Genomic DNA, 19,957 nt, shown 5'->3' on the forward strand with positions numbered 1-19,957 from the left:
GGACGAACCTCTGGTGTGCCAGTTGTCCTGCCAAGGGCACCGCTGGTTAGCTACGTTCGGAAGGGATAACCGCTGAAAGCATCTAAGCGGGAAGCCTGTTCCAAGATGAGGTTTCTCACCCCCTCGAGGGGGTAAGGCCCCCCACAGACCATGGGGTTGATAGGCCAGAACTGGAAGCACGGTAACGTGTGGAGGTGACTGGTACTAATCGGCCGAGGACTTACCAACGAAGAAGCTACGCGTCCACTGTGCGGTATCTGAAACAACACACAGACACCGAGTGATCGAACCACAACAGCCCACGGTTGTTGTGATTCGGTCGAGAATTCGAGGGTTCGCCCTCGGAATCTTCCCTTTGTCGGGAGCTCGAGGGTATGGCCCTCGAATCACCCGACGTGGGTACACGGTGTGTGGATAGTTTCATAGAGTTACGGCGGCTATAGCGGTGGGGAAACGCCCGGTCCCATTCCGAACCCGGAAGCTAAGGCCACCTGCGCCGATGGTACTGCACTCGACAGGGTGTGGGAGAGTAGGACACCGCCGGAACATCATTGCGAAAGGCCCCCAGCATCAGCTGGGGGCCTTTTTGCGTTCGGGCGAGATGCCTTTCAACACAGGCGATTCCGTCCCGATAGCATCACACCCCGGGAACGCCGCAATACAGACTTCCGCCGGTCTATCCGGCCGAGTCCACTGGGCATCAGACAACGGGCCCTCCGCCGCCGCGACGCAAGAGCTCCGGCGTCGCAATCGTCTTGGCGGTCGTGGTCGTTGGTCGGCGGCGTCAGGGGCGGCAGTGCTGTGCTGTGGGCGGCGAGTACGCCGTTGTGCACTCGTGCGCGGGACCGAAACTCACTGTGGGGAACTGTCATACCGCCAAGGGCGTGACGTACTGCTTCGTGCCGCTGCGGTGAGTGGGTCGGGCGGGTCCCGGTCGACGTGGCGCAGGGCCTAGACTCGACCGGTGCGCCTTGTGATTGCTCGTTGCCAGGTCGACTACGTCGGTCGTTTGACCGCTCACCTTCCGATGGCCCGCAGGCTGTTGTTGATCAAGGCCGACGGCTCGGTGCTCGTTCATTCCGATGGCGGTTCGTACAAGCCGCTGAATTGGATGAGCCCGCCGTGTTGGCTGGAAGAGCGGGATGCGGCCGCCGCGGAGCTGCCCGAGGGTGCGAAGGCGCTGTGGGTGGTGACGAACAAGGCGGGGGAGGAACTGCGCATCACGATCGAGGACGTCGAGCACGACTCCTCGCACGAGCTCGGAGTCGACCCCGGATTGGTGAAAGACGGTGTGGAGGCCCATCTTCAGGAGCTCTTGGCCGAGCACGTGCAGACACTCGGCGCCGGCTACACCCTCGTCCGGCGCGAGTACATGACCGCGATCGGCCCGGTGGATCTGCTCTGCCGCGATGCCGACGGCGCCACCGTCGCGGTGGAGATCAAGCGGCGCGGTGAGATCGACGGCGTGGAACAGCTGACCCGCTATCTCGAACTGCTGAACCGCGATCCGCTGCTGGCTCCCGTGTCCGGTGTGTTCGCCGCGCAGCAGATCAAGCCGCAGGCGCGCACGCTGGCCGAGGATCGCGGCATCCGTTGCCTCACACTCGATTACGACGCCCTGCGCGGCACGGAGAGCAACGAATTCCGGCTCTTCTGACTTCGGGATACCGATACATGATCACCGTCGCCACCTGGAACGTCCTGCACCGCGTGCACGCCGAGAATTGGTACGAGGACGTCGCGACCAAGTGGCCTGTCGAGGACGAGCGGATCGAGGCCATCGCCGCCCGGATCGCGAAGCGCTCGGAACAGATCATCGCGCTGCAGGAGGTCAGCGGCGATCAACTGGCCGCCCTTCGAGACGCACTTCCCGACCGCACGATTCACACGCTGCGCTATCCCCGGGTGCCGCGGCCGAAGCGGATTCCGACCTCGCTGCGGGACCGCGACGAGTACCTGGTGCTCGTGGTCGACGATCCCGGGCACACGGTGTTAGCTGCGGCGTTCGGGGACGATCCGGGTAAGGGCGCGTTGGTTGTCGCGACGTCCGGTCTGACTGTTGTCGCGACGCACGTCACCGGGGACGAGCGCCGCAGGCGCCAGCTGTCGACGCTGGCCGGCTGGGCGCTGTCCGATCCGTCGCGTCCGGCGGTGCTGCTCGGTGACTTCAACGCCGATCGCGACGTCGTGGCCGAAGGACTCGGTGCGGGTTTCACCGTGGCGGAGTTGCCCGCGGGCTCGCTGCCGACCCGGCCGCGGACCTCTGGAAGCAAGTCCCAGTTCATCGACCACGTGGTCACGCACGGCGCTGACGCGGTCGAGGCCGCGGTGGAGAGCGCCGACGGACTGTCGGACCACAATCCGGTCCGCGCCACGATCGCTGTGTGACGCGAGCGCTCATCGGGCGGTCGCGCCTTCCTCGGCCCGAGTGCGGGTCTTCGGACAGCGCTCGCCGAGCGTTGCCTGCTCGGGAGGTGTACGGATCAACTCGATGCCGCGACCGCCTATTACGCTTGTCCGCATGCCCCGCCGGAAACCGCGCGCCCGCGATCATGCCGGGTCCGACAGTGCGCCGCTCGGCGATGTGTTCGGGCGCACCGAACGCGGTCCAGACGACGACGTCTACATCGTGCGCACCATTCCCGGCACCCGCGCCACGAAGACCTATCGGTGCCCAGGATGCGACCACGAGATCCCCCCTGGTGTCGCCCATATCGTCGCGTGGGCGGCGGACGGCGGCGAGGACGACCGACGGCACTGGCACCGCGGCTGCTGGAACGGCCGCCGGACCCGCCGTATCACCCGCCGCTGGTCCTGAGCTGCAGCACCGCGAATCCAACTAAGAAGGCCGCCCCCTGACGGGAGCGGCCTTCGGGTGAACTGTGGTGATGTACTGCGTCGTCGCCTGAGCCGACGTCAGTTCGCGATGTCGGCGTTCTCGCGCTCGTCGGCGTCGAAGTCCTCGTCCTCGTTGGTGACCTCGGGGATCGCCTTGGTCGGACGGGAACCGGTGACCGACTTGGTGTTACCGCCGATCGACTTGCGCTGCTCCGGAACACCGTCGAGCAGTTCGCTCTCCCGGTTGACGGCCGCGAGCATCGCGGGCACCGAGTCGAGCTGGCCGCGGATGCCGAGCAGCTGGGCGAGCACCCGGCCGCGCAGCACGCGCATCTCCTCGGCCAGTTCCTTGGCGTGCGCGATCTTGCGCTCGGAGGTCTGGGTGGCGGAGGTGATGAGACGGTTGGCCTCGTCGGTCGCGTCCTTGATCCGCTGCGCGGCCTCGGCGCGGCTGGTGGCCTCGAGCTCCTCCATGGCGCGGGTGAGCTTGGTGCGGCGCTCGGCCATGGTGACTTCGAAGTCCTGCTGGGTCGCCTTGCGCTTGGCTTCGGCTTCCTTGCCGAGGCGCTCGACCTCGGCTTGAGCGGCTTCGATGATCTTGGCGGATTCGGTGCGTGCGTTCGCCAGGGTCTGCTCGAACTCGATGTCGAGCGCCTCGCGCTTCTCCTTGGTCTCCGCGAGCAGCGACTCGTATTTGCCGCGCATCTCGGTCGCCTGCTGCTCCGCGATCGACACCATTTCCGCGGCCTCGGCCTGGGCGAGAGCCCGGACCTCGGAGGCCTCGTCGGAGGCCAGCCGCAGCATGCGGGAGATGCGGTCGGACATGCCTTCGGCAGTGGTCGGCGGCACCGAGAGTCGGTCGACCTCCTTGCGGAGCTCGTCGATCTCGTCCCGCGCGTCCTCCAACTGGCTCGCGAGGTTACGGGCTTGCGCCGCAGCGGCATCGCGATCGGTGGCGGTGACCCTCAGCTCGGCATCGAAGCGGTCGAAGTAATTACGCACCTCGTCTTGCGCATAACCCTTGCGCACAACGGTGAAGGGCAGTGCAACGAAGCGATTGCGATCGGACTCGGGTGACGACATGGCACACAAACTACAGCCTATGGAGGGCCGATGGTGACTCGACCGCGAATGTGATTCCGACGAGTTTTCCGGCCCCGATCTTGATACTAGTGCGTAACATTCGGGTTCGGCTCGACCAACTCGACCAGCACACCGCCAGCATCCTTCGGGTGGATGAAATTGATGCGGGAATCGGCGGTTCCGTGCCGCGGCGCCTCGTACAGCAAACGCAGTCCGCGATCACGAAGATGAGCGGAGACGGCCTCGATGTCGGTGACGCGGTAGGCGAGCTGCTGAAGGCCCGGTCCGCTGCGGTCGATGAACTTCGCGATCGTCGAGTCCGCGTTCAGGGGAGCCAGCAACTGCAGAGCAGTCGCGCCGTCCGGTGCACCGGGCAGCGACAGCATGGCCTCGTGCACGCCTTGGCTCTCGTTGACCTCGCGGTGGGTCTCGATCATGCCGAGATTCTCGGCGTACCAGGCGATTGCGGTGTCCAGGTCGGGGACCGCGATGCCGACGTGGTCGATCGCGACCACGTAGTCGCCCGGAATGAGTTCGGATGTCTGATTTGCGTTGGTCACCACTCGACGGTAGCGCCAACCTGGGTGAAGTTACCGAGGGCACACAGGCTACCGTTGAGTACATTGACGCCGCGCCGTCGCTCGTGCGATGGCGAGCGGGTTCCACCAACGAATGCGAGGCTCGTCGTGACCACAACCGTCATCGTGTCCGGTGCGCGCACCCCGGTCGGCAGGCTGCTCGGCGGCCTGAAGGACTTCAGCGGTTCCGATCTCGGCGGTTTCGCGATCAAGGCCGCGCTGGAGAAGGGTGGCGTCGCGCCGGAGCAGGTCGACTACGTGATCATGGGCCAGGTGCTCACCGCGGGCGCGGGTCAGATTCCGGCAAGGCAGGCGGCGGTGGCCGCGGGCATCCCGATGGACGTGCCGGCCCTGACCCTGAACAAGGTGTGCCTGTCCGGCATCAACGCCATCGCGCTCGCCGACCAGCTGATCCGCGCGGGCGAGTACGAGATCGTCGTCGCCGGTGGCCAGGAGTCCATGAGCCAGGCGCCGCACCTGCTCGAAAAGAGCCGCGAGGGTTTCAAGTATGGCGATGTGACGATGCGCGACCACATGGCCTACGACGGCCTGCACGACATCTTCACCGACCAGGCCATGGGCGCGCTCACCGAGCAGCGCAACGACCGTGACCCGATCAGCCGCGCCGATCAGGACGCGTTCGCGGCTGCCTCGCACCAGCGCGCGGCGGCGGCGTGGAAGAACGGCGTGTTCGACGACGAGGTCGTCCCGGTCGAGGTGCCGCAGCGCAAGGGCGATCCGGTGCTGGTGAGCAAGGACGAGGGCGTTCGCGCCGACACCACCGTCGAGTCGCTCGGCAAGCTGCGCCCGGCCTTCCGCAAGGACGGCACGATCACCGCGGGCACCGCCTCGCAGATCTCCGACGGCGCGGCCGCGGTGGTCGTGATGAGCAAGGAGAAGGCGCAGCAGCTCGGTCTGAGCTGGATCGCCGAGATCGGCGCCGCAGGTGTGGTCGCCGGTCCGGACTCCACGCTGCAGGACCAGCCCGCCGACGCCATCGCCAAGGCCTGTGCGCGCGAGGGCATCTCGCCCGCCGAGCTGGACGTTGTCGAGATCAACGAGGCGTTCGCCGCGGTCGGCATCGCCTCGGCGCGCAAGCTGGGCATCGATACCGAGAAGGTGAACGTCAACGGTGGCGCGATCGCCATCGGCCACCCGCTCGGCATGTCCGGCGCCCGCATCGTGCTGCACCTGGCCCTGGAGCTGAAGCGCCGTGGCGGCGGTGTCGGTGCGGCCGCGCTGTGCGGTGGCGGCGGTCAGGGTGACGCGCTGATCATCAAGGTGTAAATCGGTACGGGCGTCGCGCTCGGTGCTTCGGCGCCGGGCGCGACGTCGTCTGATCGGTGTGTCCCGCGCGGGCGCGCCGAGACGGCTACCTATGTGACGTGTTCAACTACGACCCGTCGTAGTGCATACGGCACAATGGTGCGCATGGGTTTCTTCGATCTGCGCAGCGTCGCCGGTAGATTCCGTTTCTTCGCGGTGCTCGAGGCACTGTCCTGGCTGGGTCTGCTCGTCGGAATGGCGTTCAAGTACATTCCCGACCCGGGCAACGAGATCGGCGTGAAGATCTTCGGCCCGGTGCACGGCACCATCTTCATCCTGTTCGTGCTGACCGCGCTGCTCGCGGCGCGCGAACTCGGCTGGAACTGGAAGACCACCGTGCTCGCGCTGCTGTCCAGCATTCCGCCGTTCTTCACGGTGATCTTCGAGGTATGGGCCGTGCGCACCGGCAAGCTGAGCGGATCGAGCAACGCCGACGCGACCCCCGCCGCGGAAGCCGTTCGCGCCGCGTCGTGACAAACTGGAAACCGTGACTCGACCTGCCGCACGCCGTCCCTCGCCCGCCGTCGCCGCTGCCATGTCCGGAGCGGTGGATCTGTCCAGCCTGAAGCAGCCGCCCGCCGGTGCGACCGGTGGCGACTACGCGGTCGGCGAAGCGGACTTCGAGACCAAGGTGCTGCGCCGGTCGATGCAGGTTCCGGTGGTCGTCGCGCTGTACTCGCAGCGCAGCCCCGGCAGCGTCGAACTGGTCAGGACGCTGGAGCGGCTGGTCGCGGCCGACGGCGGCAGCTGGGAGCTGGCCACCGTCGAAGCCGAGGCCAACATGCGCATCGCGCAGGCGCTGCGGGTACAGGGCATCCCCACGGTGATCGCCATCGCCGCCGGGCAGCCGCTGGCCGATTTCGAGGGCGCGCAGCCCGAGCCGCAGGTGCGGCAGTGGCTCGACGCGGTGGTCGACGCGGTCGCGGGCAAGCTGGAGGGCGGCGCGGGTCAGCCGCAGCCCGCGGAGGATCCGCGCTTCACCGCCGCCGAGGACGCGCTCGAGCGCGGTGACCTGGCCGGCGCCGAGGCCGCCTACGAGGCGATCCTGGCGGCCGAACCGAACAACGAGGAAGCCAAGGGCGCGCTTCGGCAGCTGCGCTTCCTGGCACGGGCTCAGCAGGTGCCGGATTCGGCGCTCGCGGCCGCCGACCAGGACCCGGCGAACGTCGATGCCGCCATCGACGCCGCCGATCTGGAACTACTCAACCAGCGGCCGGAGGCGGCGTTCGATCGGCTGATCGCCGTCGTCAAGCGCACCGCCGGCGACGACCGCACCAAGGCGCGCACCCACCTGCTCGAACTGTTCGAGCTGTTCGACCAGGCCGAGCCGTTCGTGGTCGCGGCCCGCAGGAAGCTCGCCGCCGCCCTGTACTGATCGGGGCGGCCCGCAGCGGCGGATTCACCGGTCTGCCGGATCGGATTCAGCCGCACTCGAGCGACCGATAGCCTCAGACGCCCGGAGCGATTACACCCGGGCGTCTTTGCGTTCGGGCACGCGATGGAACAGGCAGACCCGATCCATCGGCCAGGCCGCGTCCCATCGGCCAGGCCGCGCCCAGAATGGTCGGCGCGGTAACCGACAGAAGGCGGCCTTCATCGTGCCAGACCAACTGGAAGTGGCCTTCATCCATTGAACTGGACGGTGGGTAGCCAGTTGTCGGTCGGATGGGCGTCCACCGTGATCAGGTGGGTGGCTCGGTCAGGTGGGTGGGCCCGCTAGCCACACCGCGGTGTTCGGTGCCAGCGCGATGCTTGCCGAGAAGGGGCGGCCGTGCCAGGGGATCTCCTCGGTTTTGACCGCGCCGAAGTTGCCGATGCCGGAGCCGCCGTATTCCGCCGCGTCGGTGTTGAGGATCTCGCTCCACTCGCCGGGGACGGGCAGCCCGACGCGATACTCGCCGTGCACCGAGCCGGAGAAGTTGTACACGCACGCGACGACCGATCCATCCGCGCCGTAGCGCAGGAACGCCAGCACGTTGTGCTCGCGGTCGTCGGCCTCCAGCCAGGAGTAACCGCCGGGTGTGGTGTCCTGGCTCCAGAACGCCGGGTGCGCGCGGTAGGCGGAGTTGAGGTCGCGGACGGCGGCGGCGATGCCGGAATGCAGGGGATTGTCCAGTTCGCCCCAGTCCAGGCCGCGGTCGTGCGACCACTCGCGGAACTGGCCGAAGTCCTGGCCCATGAACAACAGCTGCTTGCCGGGATGGCCCCACATGTAGGCGAGCAGCGCACGCACGCCCGCCGCCTTGGCGAAATCGTCGCCGGGCATCCGCGTCCACAGCGTGCCCTTGCCGTGCACGACCTCGTCGTGGCTGATCGGCAGCACGTAGTTCTCGCTCCACGCGTACATCAGCGAGAAGGTGATCTCGTTGTGGTGCCAGGAGCGGTGGATCGGGTCCCGGCGCAGGAAGCCGAGGGTGTCGTGCATCCAGCCCATGTTCCACTTCATGGTGAAGCCGAGTCCGCCGACGTCGGTGCCGCGGGTGACGCCGGGCCAGGTGGTGGACTCCTCGGCGACGGTGATGACGCCGGGGTGGTTGCGGTGCACGGTGTCGTTCAGGTCTTGCAGGAAGTCGACGGCCTCCAAGTTCTCCCTGCCGCCGTGTACGTTCGGCTCCCAATCGCCTTCGCGGCGTGAGTAATCCAGGTAGAGCATGGCGGCGACAGCGTCGACGCGCAGGCCGTCGATGTGGAATTCCTCGATCCAGTAACGCGCGTTGGCGACGAGGAAGTTGCGCACCTCGTGCCTGCCGAAGTCGAAAATGTAGGTGCCCCAGTCGAGTTGCTCGCCGCGGCGCGGGTCGGCGTGCTCGTAGAGCGGGGTGCCGTCGAAGCGGGCCAGCGCCCATTCGTCGCGCGGGAAGTGGGCGGGCACCCAGTCGAGCAGCACGCCGATGCCCGCGCCGTGCAGGTGGTCGACGAAGGCGCGGAAGTCGTCGGGGGAGCCGAAGCGCGCCGTCGGGGCGTAGTAGGAGGTGACCTGATAACCCCAGGAGCCGCCGAACGGGTGCTCGGCGATGGGCAGCAGTTCGATATGGGTGAAGCCCGAGGTCAGCACGTATTCGGCCAGCTGCTCGGCCAATTCGCGATAGCCGAGGCCCGGCCGCCAGGACCCGAGGTGCACCTCGTAGACGCTCATCGGCGCACGGTTGGGGTCGGTGGCGGCGCGGCGTTCGAGCCACTCCGCGTCGCCCCAGGTGTAGCGGCTCTCGGTGACGACCGAGGCCGTCGCGGGTGGGTGTTCGGTGGCGAAGGCGAGCGGGTCGGCGTGGTCCACCGTGCGTCCGTCGGCGCCGTGCACGCGGTACTTGTACTTCGTGCCAACGCCGACGTCCGGGACGAAGACCTCCCAGATGCCCGACGAACCGAGCGCGCGCATCGGCGCGGTGTTGCCGCTCCATCCGTCGAAATCGCCGATCACGGTGACGCCGCGGGCATTCGGCGCCCATACCGCGAACGACGTGCCCGCGACCGGGCCGTCCAACGTGGTGTAGTCGCGGGGATGGGCGCCGAGGACGTCCCAGAGCCGCTCGTGGCGGCCCTCGCCGATCAGGTGCAGGTCGAGCTCGCCGACGGTGGGCAGGAAGCGGTAACCGTCGGCGGCGACCACCGTGTGTCCGTCCGGATAGGTCGTGACCACGCGGTAGTCCATCAGGTCCGGGTAGGGCAGCACCGCGGCGAAGATCCCGTACCCCAACGGTTTCAGCGAATGGTCGACGTCGCCGACGCGCACCGCGACGGTGTCGGCATGCGGCCGCAACACCCGCACGACCGTCCCGTCTGGATGCGGATGGGCGCCGAGGACGGTGTGCGGGTCGTGATGGGTCCCCGCCGCGAGCAGCATGAGATCGCGGCGGTTGATGGTTGCCGCGCGGGTCATCGGAACGACCGCCGGTATGCCAGCTCCATCCGGGCGGGCGCGGGCACCGGCGGCAGCGCGATGATGTGCGCGACCGCCTTGGCGGGATCGAGGCGGACGTAATTCGTCTGGGCCCAGTGGTATTCCTCGCCGCTGACCTCGTCGACGACCACGGGGTGGTCGTGCCATTCGCGACCGATCGCGGGCAGATCGAGCGAGAGGAAGCCCCACTCGGCGCCGTATGGGTTGAGGTTCACCACCACGAGCACGGCATCGCCGCTGACCGGATCGAACTTGGAGTAGGCGAGCATGGCGTCGTTGTCGACGTGGTGGAAGTGCAAGCAGCGCAGCTGTTGTAGCGCCGGATGGGCGCGGCGGATCTCGTTGAGCCTGGTCAGCCACGGTTCCAGCGATTCGCCGCGGGCCAGCGCCTCGGCGAACGGGCGCGGGCGCAGTTCGTACTTCTCCGAATCCAGGTACTCCTCGCTGCCCGGGCGCACCGCTTGGTGCTCGAACAGCTCGAAACCGGAGTACACGCCCCAGGTCGGTGCCAGGGTGGCGGCGAGCACGGCGCGGATGGCGAACATGCCCGGTCCGCCGTGCTGGAGGCTCTCGTGCAGGATGTCGGGGGTGTTCACGAACAGATTCGGGCGGGCCTCGTCGGCCTTGGCGGCCAGTTCGTTGCCGAACTCGGTGAGCTCCCACTTCGCCACCCGCCACGTGAAATACGTGTAGGACTGGCTGAATCCGCGTCGCGCCAAGCCGTAGAGGCGGGCAGGCCGGGTGAACGCCTCGGACAGGAAGATCACGTCCGGATCGGTGCGCCGCACGGTGGTGATCAACCATTCCCAGAAATCGGCGGGCTTGGTGTGCGGGTTGTCGACGCGGAAGATCTTGACGCCCAGACCGATCCAGTGCCGTACCACGCGCAGCACTTCCGCGTAGAGACCGTCGGCGTCGTTGTCGAAGTTGACCGGATAGATGTCCTGGTACTTCTTCGGCGGGTTCTCGGCGAAGGCGATGGTGCCGTCGGGCAGCGTGGTGAACCACTCCGGGTGCGCGGCGACCCACGGGTGGTCCGGCGCGCATTGCAGCGCCAGGTCGAGGGCGACCTCGAGGCCGAGTTGCCCTGCGGCGGCGACGAATTCGGCGAAGTCGGCCTCGGTGCCGAGCGCGGGATGCACGGCGTCGTGTCCGCCGTCCTTCGAGCCGATCGCCCACGGGGAGCCGACGTCGCCGGGTTCGGCGGACAGGGAGTTGTTGCGGCCCTTGCGGTTCACCTCGCCGATCGGGTGGATCGGCGGCAGGTACACCACGTCGAAGCCCATGCCCGCGATGCGGGAGAGTTCCTTGGTCGCGGTGGCGAAGGTGCCGTGTACGGGCTTGCCTTCGGCGTCCCAGCCGCCGGTCGAGCGCGGGAAGAACTCGTACCACGAGCCGTACAGCGCGCGTTGCCGCTCGACCTGCACGGTGTGCTGCGGGCCCCTGGTCACCAGATCGCGCAGCGGAGTGTCGCGCAGGATCTCGGCGACCTCCTCGCTGAACGCGGGCGCGACGCGGGCGGGCAGCTGCTCGTCGCTGCGCAACGCCGCCGCCGCGGCGCGCAGCTTCTCGAACTTGGCCTTGGGCAGCGCTTGCGCCGCCCGATCGAAAAGCCGGGCGCCGAGCTCGAGGTCGTTGGCCAGGTCGACGGCGCTCTGTCCGACGGAGAGCTTGGCTTCCACGGCGTTGCGCCAGGTGGCGATGGGGTCGCTCCAGCCCTCAACGCGGAAGGTCCACGCGCCGGGCAGGTTCGGTACGAAAGTGGCGTTGAAGACGTCGGGCTCGTAGTCGGGGGTCATCCGTATTCGGGTGGCCCGCGACGCTCCGGGAGCGCGCACCGTGAGCGTGGCGGCGACCGCGTCGTGCCCCTCGCGCCACACCACGGCGCGCACCGGGAACACCTCGCCCACCACGGCCTTGGCCGGGCGGCCGCCGGGGATGGACGGGGCGGTGTCATCGATGGCGATGCGGCCGGTCACGTGGACCAACCTACCCGGTGCCGTGCCGATGATGCGTTTTCAGCGGGCATCGGCGGCCAGGCCGAGGCCGAGCGCCACCAGCGCGGCCCCCAGTGCGCGCTCCACCCGCTGCCGGATGCGCGCGCGGCGCAGCAAGCCGCCGGCGCGGTCGGCGGCGAGGACAACGCCGACGCACCATGCGGTGTCGATCACCAGTTGGATCGCGGCGAGGATCAGCACCGTCGGCAGCACCGGCCCGCTGCTCGGCAGGAACTGCGGCAGGATCGTCAGGCCGAACACGGCGGCCTTGGGGTTGGCGGCGATCGAGAGCAACGCGGCGCGGAAGGCCGCGGCCGGGGTGCGTCCCGCGGGCAGCAGCGTCGTCATGGTGGAGCCGAAGGCGTCGTCACGACCCGCGCCGCGCCACGCCTGCACGCCGAGCCAGATCAGCACCGCCGCGCCGAGCGCGTGCACGGCGGTGTTCAGCACGGCGTTCGCCACCAGCAGGACGGAAAGACCGGCGCCACCCGCCAGCGTCCAGCCGAACACGCCGATCTCGTTGCCTGCCACCGCGGCGAGTCCGGCGCGGCGGCCGTCGCGCACCGAGCGTTGCAGGAACAGGGCCGTCGCCGGGCCGGGCAGCGCGGCGAGCGCCAGGCAGGCGAGCAGGAATTCGGGGAGAACGTCGACCCAGTGCGGCATCCGCCGATGGTGGCACGGCAGGCGCGGACCGGCCAGTGGATTGGATTCTCAGTGCGGTCGCTCGGCGCGCAGGCCCTCGAGCAGGCCGCGCAGGGCGGTCGTCGTCTGGTCGAGGGCGTCGGGCTCGGACGCGGTGGCCAGCCAGAGCGCGGCCTCGTTCATCGCGCCGGAGAGCAAGTGGGTGAGCGGGGCTATCGGCTGCGGTGCGAGCACGCCCGTGTCGATGAGCAGTCGCAACGCCTCCTCGAGATGCCGGGCGGAGTTGGCTTCGTCCAGCGCCCGCCATTCGTGCCAGCCGAGCACCGCGGGGCCGTCGATCAGCATGATGCGTTGGATTTCCGGATCGGTGCAGGTGGCGAGGAACGCCTCGCATCCGGAGACCAGCTGGGTCCAGGCGTCCGAGTCGGGGTCGGCGGCCGCCGCGACCCGCTCGCCGACCTCCTGCTGCACCTGCTCCAGGACGGCGCGGAACAGCTCGGTCTTGCTGGCGAAGTTGTGGTACAGCGCGCCCTTGGTGACGCCCGTCGCCGCGACGATCTCCGAGAGACCAACGGCGCCATAGCCTTTCGCGGCGAACAGGCGCCTGCTCGCGCGCAACAGCGCCCGGCGGGTCTCTTCGCGCTGCTGGGCGCGCAGGGTGCTCGGCATCGGAAGCCTCTCCGTTGACATTCCATCGGTATGCGAACTACCTTACTTCACATACCATCGGTACGTGAAAGGCTCGGACATGAAACTCGGCAGCTTCTACCCCGTCATCGGCACCACCCGGCTCGCGGAATCGCGCGACTTCTACACCGAGTGGCTGGGCTTCGAGATCACCTTCGAGGCGGACTGGTACATCAGCCTGCGTCGCCGGGGTGGCGCCGACGAGCCCGAATACGAACTCGCGCTGCTCGACTACACCCACCCGACAGTGCCGGAGGCCTACCGCAAGCCGGTGCAGGGCCTGCTGCTGAACTTCGAGGTCGACGACGTCGACGCGGAATGGGAGCGCCTTGTCGTTCGGGGCGGACTGAACGCCGAGCTGGAAATTCGGTCCGAGGACTTCGGCCAGCGCCACTTCATCGTCGCCGACCCGAACGGCGTGCTGATCGACATGATCATGGAGATCCCGCCGAGCGCGGAGTACGCCGATCAGTTCAGCGCGGAGTACACCGCCGAGAAGTTCGCCGATCGGTGAGCGACTTGGGTGGAGGTGGTCGAGTGGCGTAGCGCCGGAGGCGATCGACGGGCCGAGCGTCGGAGGGCGACCGACGTGCTCGGTGTCCGAGGTGATCGGAGGGCGCAGCGCCAGGGGCCCCCAGTGGTTCACCGTCGGGGCGGCCGAGGGGCGCGGGGTTCGGTAGGGTTCCCGGAGTGAAGGCATTGCGTCGATTCACCGTCCGTGCCCATCTGCCCGAGCGTCTCGCGGCGCTGGGCGAACTCTCCACGAATCTGCGCTGGTCGTGGCATTGGCCGACGCAGGATCTCTTCGAGGAGCTCGATCCCGAACTGTGGCGTGAGGTCGGGCGCGATCCCGTGCGCATGCTCGGGGAGGTGCCTGCCGCCCGGCTCGACGAACTGGCCGCCGACGCGGACTACACGAGCCGGGTCGACGCGGCCGCCGCGGACCTGCGCGACTACCTCGACCGCCCCGGCTGGTTCCAGCGCCAGAACGACGAGGACGGCGTGCGCGGCATCGCGTACTTCTCGATGGAGTTCGGCGTCACCGAGGTGCTGCCCAACTATTCCGGTGGCCTCGGCATCCTGGCGGGCGATCACCTCAAGGCGGCCTCGGATCTCGGCCTGCCGCTGATCGGCGTCGGCCTGCTGTACCGCTCGGGGTATTTCCGGCAGTCGCTGTCCTCGGACGGCTGGCAGATCGAGCACTACCCGAGGCTCGACCCGCAGGGCCTGCCGTTGCGCCTGCTCACCAGCGACCGGGACGGTAGCTCGCACGACGGCGCCGGGCCTCGGGAATCCGGCTCGCCGGTCCTCATCCACGTGGCGATGCCCGACGGCAGGGTGCTGCGGGCGCGGGTGTGGATCGCGCAGGTCGGGCGGATTCCGTTGCTGCTGTTGGATTCCGACATCGCCGAGAACGATCCGGAACTGCGCGCGGTCACCGACCGGCTGTACGGCGGCGACCAGGACCACCGCATCAAGCAGGAGATCCTGGCGGGTATCGGCGGCGTGCGCGCGGTGCGCGCCTACACCCGCGCCGCGGGCCTGCCCGACCCCGACGTGTTCCACATGAACGAAGGCCACGCGGGCTTCCTCGGCGTCGAACGCATCCGCGAATACGTCGCGGGCGGACTGGATTTCGACACCGCGCTGGCCGCGGTGCGGGCCGGGACGGTGTTCACCACGCACACCCCGGTGCCGGCGGGCATCGACCGCTTCCCGATGCCGATGGTGCGCCGCTACTTCGGCGGCGGCCACGGCGAGACCGAATCGGCCATGCTGCCAGGGCTTTCCGTGGACCGCATCCTGGCGCTGGGACGCGAGTCCGATCCGTCGGTGTTCAACATGGCGCACATGGGTCTGCGGCTGGCCCAGCGCGCCAATGGCGTTTCCCAGCTGCACGGCGAGGTCAGCCGGGGCATGTTCGCGCCGCTGTGGCCTGGCTTCGATCCGGCGGAGGTGCCGATCGGCTCGGTCACCAACGGGGTGCACGCGCCGACCTGGGCCGCGCGCGAGTGGATCGACAAGGCGCGCGAGCACATCGGCGCGGAGCTGGTCCAGGAGGCGCGCGGCTGGGAACGGCTGCGCGATGTGGATCTCGGCGAACTGTGGTCCACCCGCAACACGCTGCGCGCCACGCTGGTCGACGAGGTTCGCCGCAGGCTGCGCGCGTCGTGGCTGGAGCGCGGCGCCGCCCCGGCCGAACTGGGCTGGATCGACCAGGTCTTCGATCCCACCGTGCTGACCGTCGGCTTCGCGCGCCGCGTCCCGACCTACAAGCGCCTCACCCTGATGCTGCGCGATCCGGAACGGCTGCGCGCCCTGCTGCTGCATCCTGAGCGTCCGATGCAGTTGGTCGTCGCAGGCAAGAGCCACCCCGCAGACGACGGGGGCAAGTCGCTGATCCAGCAGGTCGTCCGGTTCGCCGACGACCCCGAGGTGCGCCACCGCATCGTCTTCCTGCCCGACTACGACATGTCGATGGCCCGCTACCTCTACTGGGGCTGCGACGTGTGGCTGAACAATCCGCTGCGCCCGCTGGAGGCGTGCGGCACCTCGGGCATGAAGTCAGCGCTCAACGGCGGGCTCAATCTCTCCATCCGGGACGGCTGGTGGGACGAGATGTGCGACGGCGAGAACGGCTGGGCGATTCCCACCGCCGACGGCGTCTCCGACGAACACCGCCGCGACGATCTCGAGGCCGCCGCCCTCTACGACCTGTTCGAACGCGCCGTCGCGCCGCGGTTCTACGACCGCGACAACACGGACATGCCGGTGCGCTGGGTCGAGATGGTGCGGCACACCTTGCAGACCCTCGGCCCGAAGGTGCTGGCCTCCCGCATGGTCCGGGATTACGCCGTCGAGTACTACGCACCCGCCGCGAGCGCACTGCGGCGCGCGGCGGCCGACGAGTTCGCGGGCGCGCGGGCGATCGCGGACTATCGCGGACGCGTCGCGGCGGCTTGGCCGTCGGTGAAGGTGATCCAGGTGGACAGCGCCGGGCTGCCGGACACGCCGATCATCGGTGCGCCGCTGTCGCTCACCGCGCGCGTGGAGTTGGGCGGGTTGAGCCTGTCGGATGTGGTGGTGCAGGCCGTGATCGGTCGCGTTTCGCCGACCGACGAGCTCTCCGATGTCACCACCATGCCGATGACGCACGTCGGCTCCGATTCCGGGGTGGAGTTCTTCCGGGTGGAGACACCGCTGCCGGTCTCCGGCGCCGTCGGGTACACCGTCCGCGTGCTCCCGCACAACGACCTGCTCGCCTCGGACGCCGAACTCGGTCTGGTGGCCGCGCCGAGCGCCTGACCGGGGCCGCGACGGCGGGGTGAGCAGTGTCACGTGTGTCCTCGAGCGACGGAGCTCGGATCGGCACCGCTGTTCAGTGAATCGTCCGCTAATGTGCGCTGCCGGACGAAGTCCGTCAACAGACTCGCGCACGGCGCGGCGAAGCCGGAGGTACGCCTGACGTGCCCGGGCACCCCCTTGTTCGACCGCCAAAACTGGAGAACCCATGGCAACCGACCTGCTGACCCGCACCCGGGGTCGCCTGGACACGTACTTCGGCGTCAGCGAGCACGGCTCGACCATGCGCCGCGAGGTGATGGCGGGCACGGTGACGTTCCTGGCCATGTCCTACATCCTCGCGGTGAATCCCTCGATCCTCGGTGACGAAGGCGCGCTGGGCGACAAGGGAATTCCGATGCAGGCGGTGTTCACCGCCACCGCCGTCGCCGCGCTGTTCGGCACGCTGGTGATGGGACTGTGGGCGCGGTACCCGATCGCGCTGGCGCCGGGCATGGGACTCAACGCGTTTTTCGCGTTCTCGGTGGTGCTCGGCATGGGCATTCCGTGGCAGGTCGCGCTGTCGGGCACCTTCCTGTCCGGCGTCATCTTCTTCGTGTTGGCCGTCACCAAGGTTCGCGAGAAGATCCTCAATGCCATTCCGCTACAGCTGAAGCTGGCGGTGGGCGCGGGCATCGGCATGTTCGTCGCGTTTCTCGGGCTGAAGAACGCGGGCATCGTCACCGCCAGCGAGGCGACCTTCGTCAAGCTCGGCGATTTCACCGCGGGCACCACGCTGCTCGCGCTGTTCGGCCTGCTGGTGACCCTGGTGTTCCTGGTCAAGGGCTGGCACGGCGCGGTGCTCTACGGCATCGTGCTCACCGCGGCGCTCGGCATCGTCACCGGACTGGTGGACCTGCCGGACGGCATCGCCGCCCTGCCGCGCGGGCTGGACGAGACATTCGGCCAGGCCATCATCCACCTGCCCGACGCGTTCACCGCGCAGATGGCGGTCGTCGTGCTGACCATGTTGTTCGTCGATTTCTTCGACGCCTCCGGCACGCTCATCGGCGTGGCCAACCAGGCGAGGCTGCTGGACATGGACGGCAAGTTGCCGCGCGCCGCGAGCGCGTTCGCCGCCGACTCGGTCGGCACGGCGGCGGGCGCCGTCATCGGCACGTCGACCACCACCGCGTATGTGGAATCCACGGCCGGTGTCTCGGCGGGCGGCCGGACCGGGTTGACCGCGGTGACGACCGCGGGCTGGTTCCTGCTCGCGATGTTCTTCTATCCGGTCTTCGCGGTGGTCGCGGGATCCCCCGAGGTGACCGCGCCCGCGCTGATCGTGGTCGGCATTCTGATGGCGCGCGCGCTCGGCGAGATCGACTGGAACCGGCTCGAGTACTCGGTGCCCGCGTTCATCACGGTCATCATGATGCCGCTGACCTATTCGATCGCGAACGGGCTGGCCATGGGCATGATCTTCTATCCCGTGGTGATGACCGCACGCGGCCGGTTCAAGGAGATCCATCCCGCCATGTGGGCGCTGCTGGTGGTCTTCGCCGGATATTTCTTCTTCTTGGCCGAGTAGCCGGAATAGATCTCCGATAACTGAAGTTGGCACGAACTGTGTGACAATCGGACCGCGGTCCGATTAGTTACCGAAACTGACGACCGTGTCCACACCACGTTGCAGGGATGAGGAACCAGCATGACCACGAAGTCCACGGCACTGCCCGACATCAAGACCACCAGCTCGCTCGACGGCGTCTCGAGCGACATCGGCCTGCTGATTCTGCGGGTCGTCTTCGGTGGCTTGCTCGCCGCGCACGGCGCGCAGAAACTGTTCGGCTGGTTCTCCGGCTACGGGCTCGCGGCCACCCAGGCGAGTTTCGAGCAGATGGGGTACAACCCGGGCAAACTGTTCGGCACGCTGGCCGGTCTCACCGAGCTCGTCGGCGGGCTGATGTTGGTTGCCGGTGTGCTCACGCCGCTGGCGGCGGCCATCGTGCTCGGCACCATGTTCAACGCGATCAACGCCACCTGGGGTCCGGGTCTGTTCGGCCAGGGCGGCTGGGAGATGCCGCTGCTGTTCGGCGCCGTGGCCGCCACGCTGGCCTTCACCGGGTCCGGCAAGTTCTCGGTGGACGCCGGACGGCCTTGGGAGCGCAATGGTTTCGTGTGGGGCGCGGGCGCGGTGGTGCTCGCCGTGGTCACCGGCATCTTCACGCTGATCCTCAAGTGGGTGCTCTGAGCACGGCCTGAAGTAGGCGGCGCGGCGATCGAAATCGCCGCGCCGCTTTTGTTTGTCACACCTGGCGTCGCTGCGTCGTCGTCTGGGTGCGGCCCGATCAGAGATTGAAGGAGAAAGTCCGATGACCATCGAGATCAGCAATCCCGCCGAACTGCACGACCCGACCGGGTTCGGCTACAGCCACGTCGCGCGGGTGTCCGGCGAGCTGGTGCTCATCGCCGGGCAGTACGACTCGGACGCCGAAGGGCACACCACCACCGAGGATTTCGCGGGCCAAGTGGACCGGGCCTTCGCCAACCTCGGCATCGCCCTGCGCTCGGCGGGGCTGGACTACGCCGACGTCGCGCAGCTGCGCACGTTCATCGTCGACCACGATCTCGACAAGCTCGCGGTGCTCGGCAAGAAGATCGGCGAGATCTGGGGCGAGCGGCCGCCGACGCAGACGTTGCTCGGGGTCGCGGCGTTGGCGTTGCCGGGGATGCTCTTCGAGGTGGATGCCGTGGCGGTGCGGGGTTGAGTTTGCGGGGCCGGGCGGGTGCCGTGCGCATCCGCCCGGCTACGGGTGATTCGCCCTCGCTTCGGCGGTGCACGGAGCTGATGCGGAACGGGTTGGGTTGCCTGTCGGGGCCTACGCGCGAGCTGCTGACGACTTTCCGTCCGGCTGCGGTCATTACGATCGCTTGTTCATGAGCGCTGAAATCGAGCTGGTCGCCGTACCTGCGGGACAGGTGACGCTGTCGGATCGGCGCACCGAGCGCAGTTGGGTGGTGGATCTCGCGCCCTATCGGATCGGCGAGGTCGCGGTGACGCAGGAACAATACTTCGCTGTCACTGGGCTGCGGCCGAGTTCGGCCGAGGGGGATCGGCTTCCGGTGGAAGGCGTTTCGTGGTTCGACGCGATCGGCTTCTGCAACGCGCTGTCGGAACGTTCGGGGCTCGCGTCCGCCTATCGGATGGACGGTTCGGCCGTGGAATGGGATGTGTCGGCGGACGGTTTTCGCTTGCCGACCGAGGCGGAATGGGAATACGCCTGCCGCGCGGGCACTTCCGGTCCGCGCTACGGTGCGCTCGACGAGATCGCTTGGTATCGCGAGAATTCCGACGGTCGAGCGCACGAGGTCGGCCGGAAATCGCCCAATGCCTGGGGTTTGTACGACATGCTCGGCAACACCTGGGATTGGTGCTGGGACGTGTACGACGCCGAGGTGTACGGGGAGTACCGGGTGTTGCGCGGGGGTGGGTGGTCGGACCAGCACTGGAGCTGCCGTGCGTCGGTGCGGCGGCGGAGCCATCCGACGTTTCGGATCGATGACGTCGGGTTCCGCGTCGCTCGATCGGGGTAGCATCGGCACGCTTGCCGGTCGACGGACGA

18 protein-coding genes and 2 rRNA genes are annotated in these 19,957 nt (G+C 68.3%); 14 read left to right on the forward strand and 6 right to left on the reverse strand.

The genetic code is table 11. The features are described 5' to 3' along the window. The 5 genes from CRP45_RS14310 to CRP45_RS14330 all read left to right on the forward strand — a co-directional run. Positions 1-228: ribosomal RNA gene (locus CRP45_RS14310) — 23S ribosomal RNA — on the forward strand; the annotation flags it as partial. A gap of 201 nt (positions 229-429) precedes the next feature. Continuing rightward, positions 430-546 (forward strand): 5S ribosomal RNA (gene rrf, locus CRP45_RS14315). 418 nt (positions 547-964) lie between these two features. Then, complete coding sequence (gene nucS, locus CRP45_RS14320; protein ID WP_067790768.1) at positions 965-1,657, forward strand: endonuclease NucS; 693 nt, start codon at positions 965-967, stop codon at positions 1,655-1,657. A gap of 17 nt (positions 1,658-1,674) precedes the next feature. Then, positions 1,675-2,388 (forward strand): endonuclease/exonuclease/phosphatase family protein, encoded by a 714-nt coding sequence (locus tag CRP45_RS14325; protein ID WP_097245519.1) that lies wholly within the window; start codon positions 1,675-1,677, stop codon positions 2,386-2,388. Between the two features lie 133 nt (positions 2,389-2,521). Beyond that, on the forward strand, positions 2,522-2,818 hold the full coding sequence (locus CRP45_RS14330; protein ID WP_097245520.1) for an ATP/GTP-binding protein: 297 nt from the start codon (positions 2,522-2,524) through the stop codon (positions 2,816-2,818). A 98-nt stretch (positions 2,819-2,916) separates the two neighbouring features. Here CRP45_RS14330 and CRP45_RS14335 read toward each other — a convergent pair whose 3' ends face one another. Together CRP45_RS14335 and mce are read right to left on the reverse strand one after the other, a co-directional pair. After that, positions 2,917-3,921: a coiled-coil domain-containing protein gene (locus CRP45_RS14335; RefSeq protein WP_067790763.1), complete on the reverse strand. Its 1,005-nt coding sequence runs from the start codon at positions 3,919-3,921 to the stop codon at positions 2,917-2,919. A gap of 86 nt (positions 3,922-4,007) precedes the next feature. After that, positions 4,008-4,481: a methylmalonyl-CoA epimerase gene (gene mce / locus CRP45_RS14340; protein ID WP_067790795.1), complete on the reverse strand. Its 474-nt coding sequence runs from the start codon at positions 4,479-4,481 to the stop codon at positions 4,008-4,010. Positions 4,482-4,607: 126 nt separating this feature from the next. Between mce and CRP45_RS14345 the strand changes: the two genes are divergently transcribed. From CRP45_RS14345 to CRP45_RS14355, 3 genes are all read left to right on the forward strand, one after another. Next, entirely contained in the window at positions 4,608-5,786 is a 1,179-nt protein-coding gene (locus tag CRP45_RS14345; RefSeq protein ID WP_097245521.1) for an acetyl-CoA C-acetyltransferase, read from the forward strand. Positions 5,787-5,930: 144 nt separating this feature from the next. Next, entirely contained in the window at positions 5,931-6,299 is a 369-nt protein-coding gene (locus CRP45_RS14350) for a DUF3817 domain-containing protein (protein ID WP_372508142.1), read from the forward strand. Positions 6,300-6,360: 61 nt separating this feature from the next. Next, complete coding sequence (locus tag CRP45_RS14355) at positions 6,361-7,200, forward strand: tetratricopeptide repeat protein (RefSeq protein WP_067790757.1); 840 nt, start codon at positions 6,361-6,363, stop codon at positions 7,198-7,200. A 324-nt stretch (positions 7,201-7,524) separates the two neighbouring features. On the opposite strand, the gene glgB is transcribed toward CRP45_RS14355, so the two are convergent. Genes glgB through CRP45_RS14375 form a run of 4 tightly spaced genes read right to left on the reverse strand, consistent with a single transcriptional unit; the run spans position 7,525 to position 13,031 of the window. Further along, positions 7,525-9,702: a 1,4-alpha-glucan branching protein GlgB gene (glgB, locus tag CRP45_RS14360; RefSeq protein ID WP_097245522.1), complete on the reverse strand. Its 2,178-nt coding sequence runs from the start codon at positions 9,700-9,702 to the stop codon at positions 7,525-7,527. Continuing rightward, a complete protein-coding gene (locus CRP45_RS14365) occupies positions 9,699-11,702 on the reverse strand; it encodes an alpha-1,4-glucan--maltose-1-phosphate maltosyltransferase (protein WP_067790753.1) in 2,004 nt (667 codons plus the stop codon). Before CRP45_RS14365 ends, glgB begins: the two co-directional genes overlap by 4 nt. A 39-nt stretch (positions 11,703-11,741) precedes the next feature. Then, positions 11,742-12,383, reverse strand: a complete 642-nt coding sequence (locus CRP45_RS14370) for a LysE family translocator (protein WP_097245523.1) — start codon at positions 12,381-12,383, stop codon at positions 11,742-11,744. Positions 12,384-12,431: 48 nt separating this feature from the next. Continuing rightward, on the reverse strand, positions 12,432-13,031 hold the full coding sequence (locus CRP45_RS14375) for a TetR/AcrR family transcriptional regulator (protein ID WP_097245524.1): 600 nt from the start codon (positions 13,029-13,031) through the stop codon (positions 12,432-12,434). Between the two features lie 64 nt (positions 13,032-13,095). Between CRP45_RS14375 and CRP45_RS14380 the strand changes: the two genes are divergently transcribed. From CRP45_RS14380 to CRP45_RS14405, 6 genes are all read left to right on the forward strand, one after another. Beyond that, entirely contained in the window at positions 13,096-13,563 is a 468-nt protein-coding gene (locus tag CRP45_RS14380) for a VOC family protein (RefSeq protein ID WP_308209820.1), read from the forward strand. 176 nt (positions 13,564-13,739) lie between these two features. Then, complete coding sequence (gene glgP / locus CRP45_RS14385; protein ID WP_097245526.1) at positions 13,740-16,355, forward strand: alpha-glucan family phosphorylase; 2,616 nt, start codon at positions 13,740-13,742, stop codon at positions 16,353-16,355. Positions 16,356-16,560: 205 nt separating this feature from the next. Then, positions 16,561-17,922, forward strand: coding sequence for an NCS2 family permease (locus CRP45_RS14390; protein WP_097245527.1), 1,362 nt, complete (start codon positions 16,561-16,563; stop codon positions 17,920-17,922). Between the two features lie 120 nt (positions 17,923-18,042). Then, positions 18,043-18,585 carry a DoxX family protein gene (locus CRP45_RS14395; protein WP_067790740.1) on the forward strand — a complete coding sequence of 181 codons (543 nt, stop codon included), beginning with the start codon at positions 18,043-18,045 and terminating at the stop codon, positions 18,583-18,585. A 121-nt stretch (positions 18,586-18,706) separates the two neighbouring features. Beyond that, positions 18,707-19,102: a RidA family protein gene (locus CRP45_RS14400; RefSeq protein ID WP_097245528.1), complete on the forward strand. Its 396-nt coding sequence runs from the start codon at positions 18,707-18,709 to the stop codon at positions 19,100-19,102. A gap of 187 nt (positions 19,103-19,289) precedes the next feature. Continuing rightward, positions 19,290-19,928: a formylglycine-generating enzyme family protein gene (locus tag CRP45_RS14405; RefSeq protein WP_218841159.1), complete on the forward strand. Its 639-nt coding sequence runs from the start codon at positions 19,290-19,292 to the stop codon at positions 19,926-19,928. Positions 19,929-19,957 lie beyond the last annotated feature (29 nt).

The sequence above is a fragment of the Nocardia amikacinitolerans genome (assembly GCF_900215415.1).
Taxonomy (GTDB): domain Bacteria; phylum Actinomycetota; class Actinomycetes; order Mycobacteriales; family Mycobacteriaceae; genus Nocardia; species Nocardia amikacinitolerans.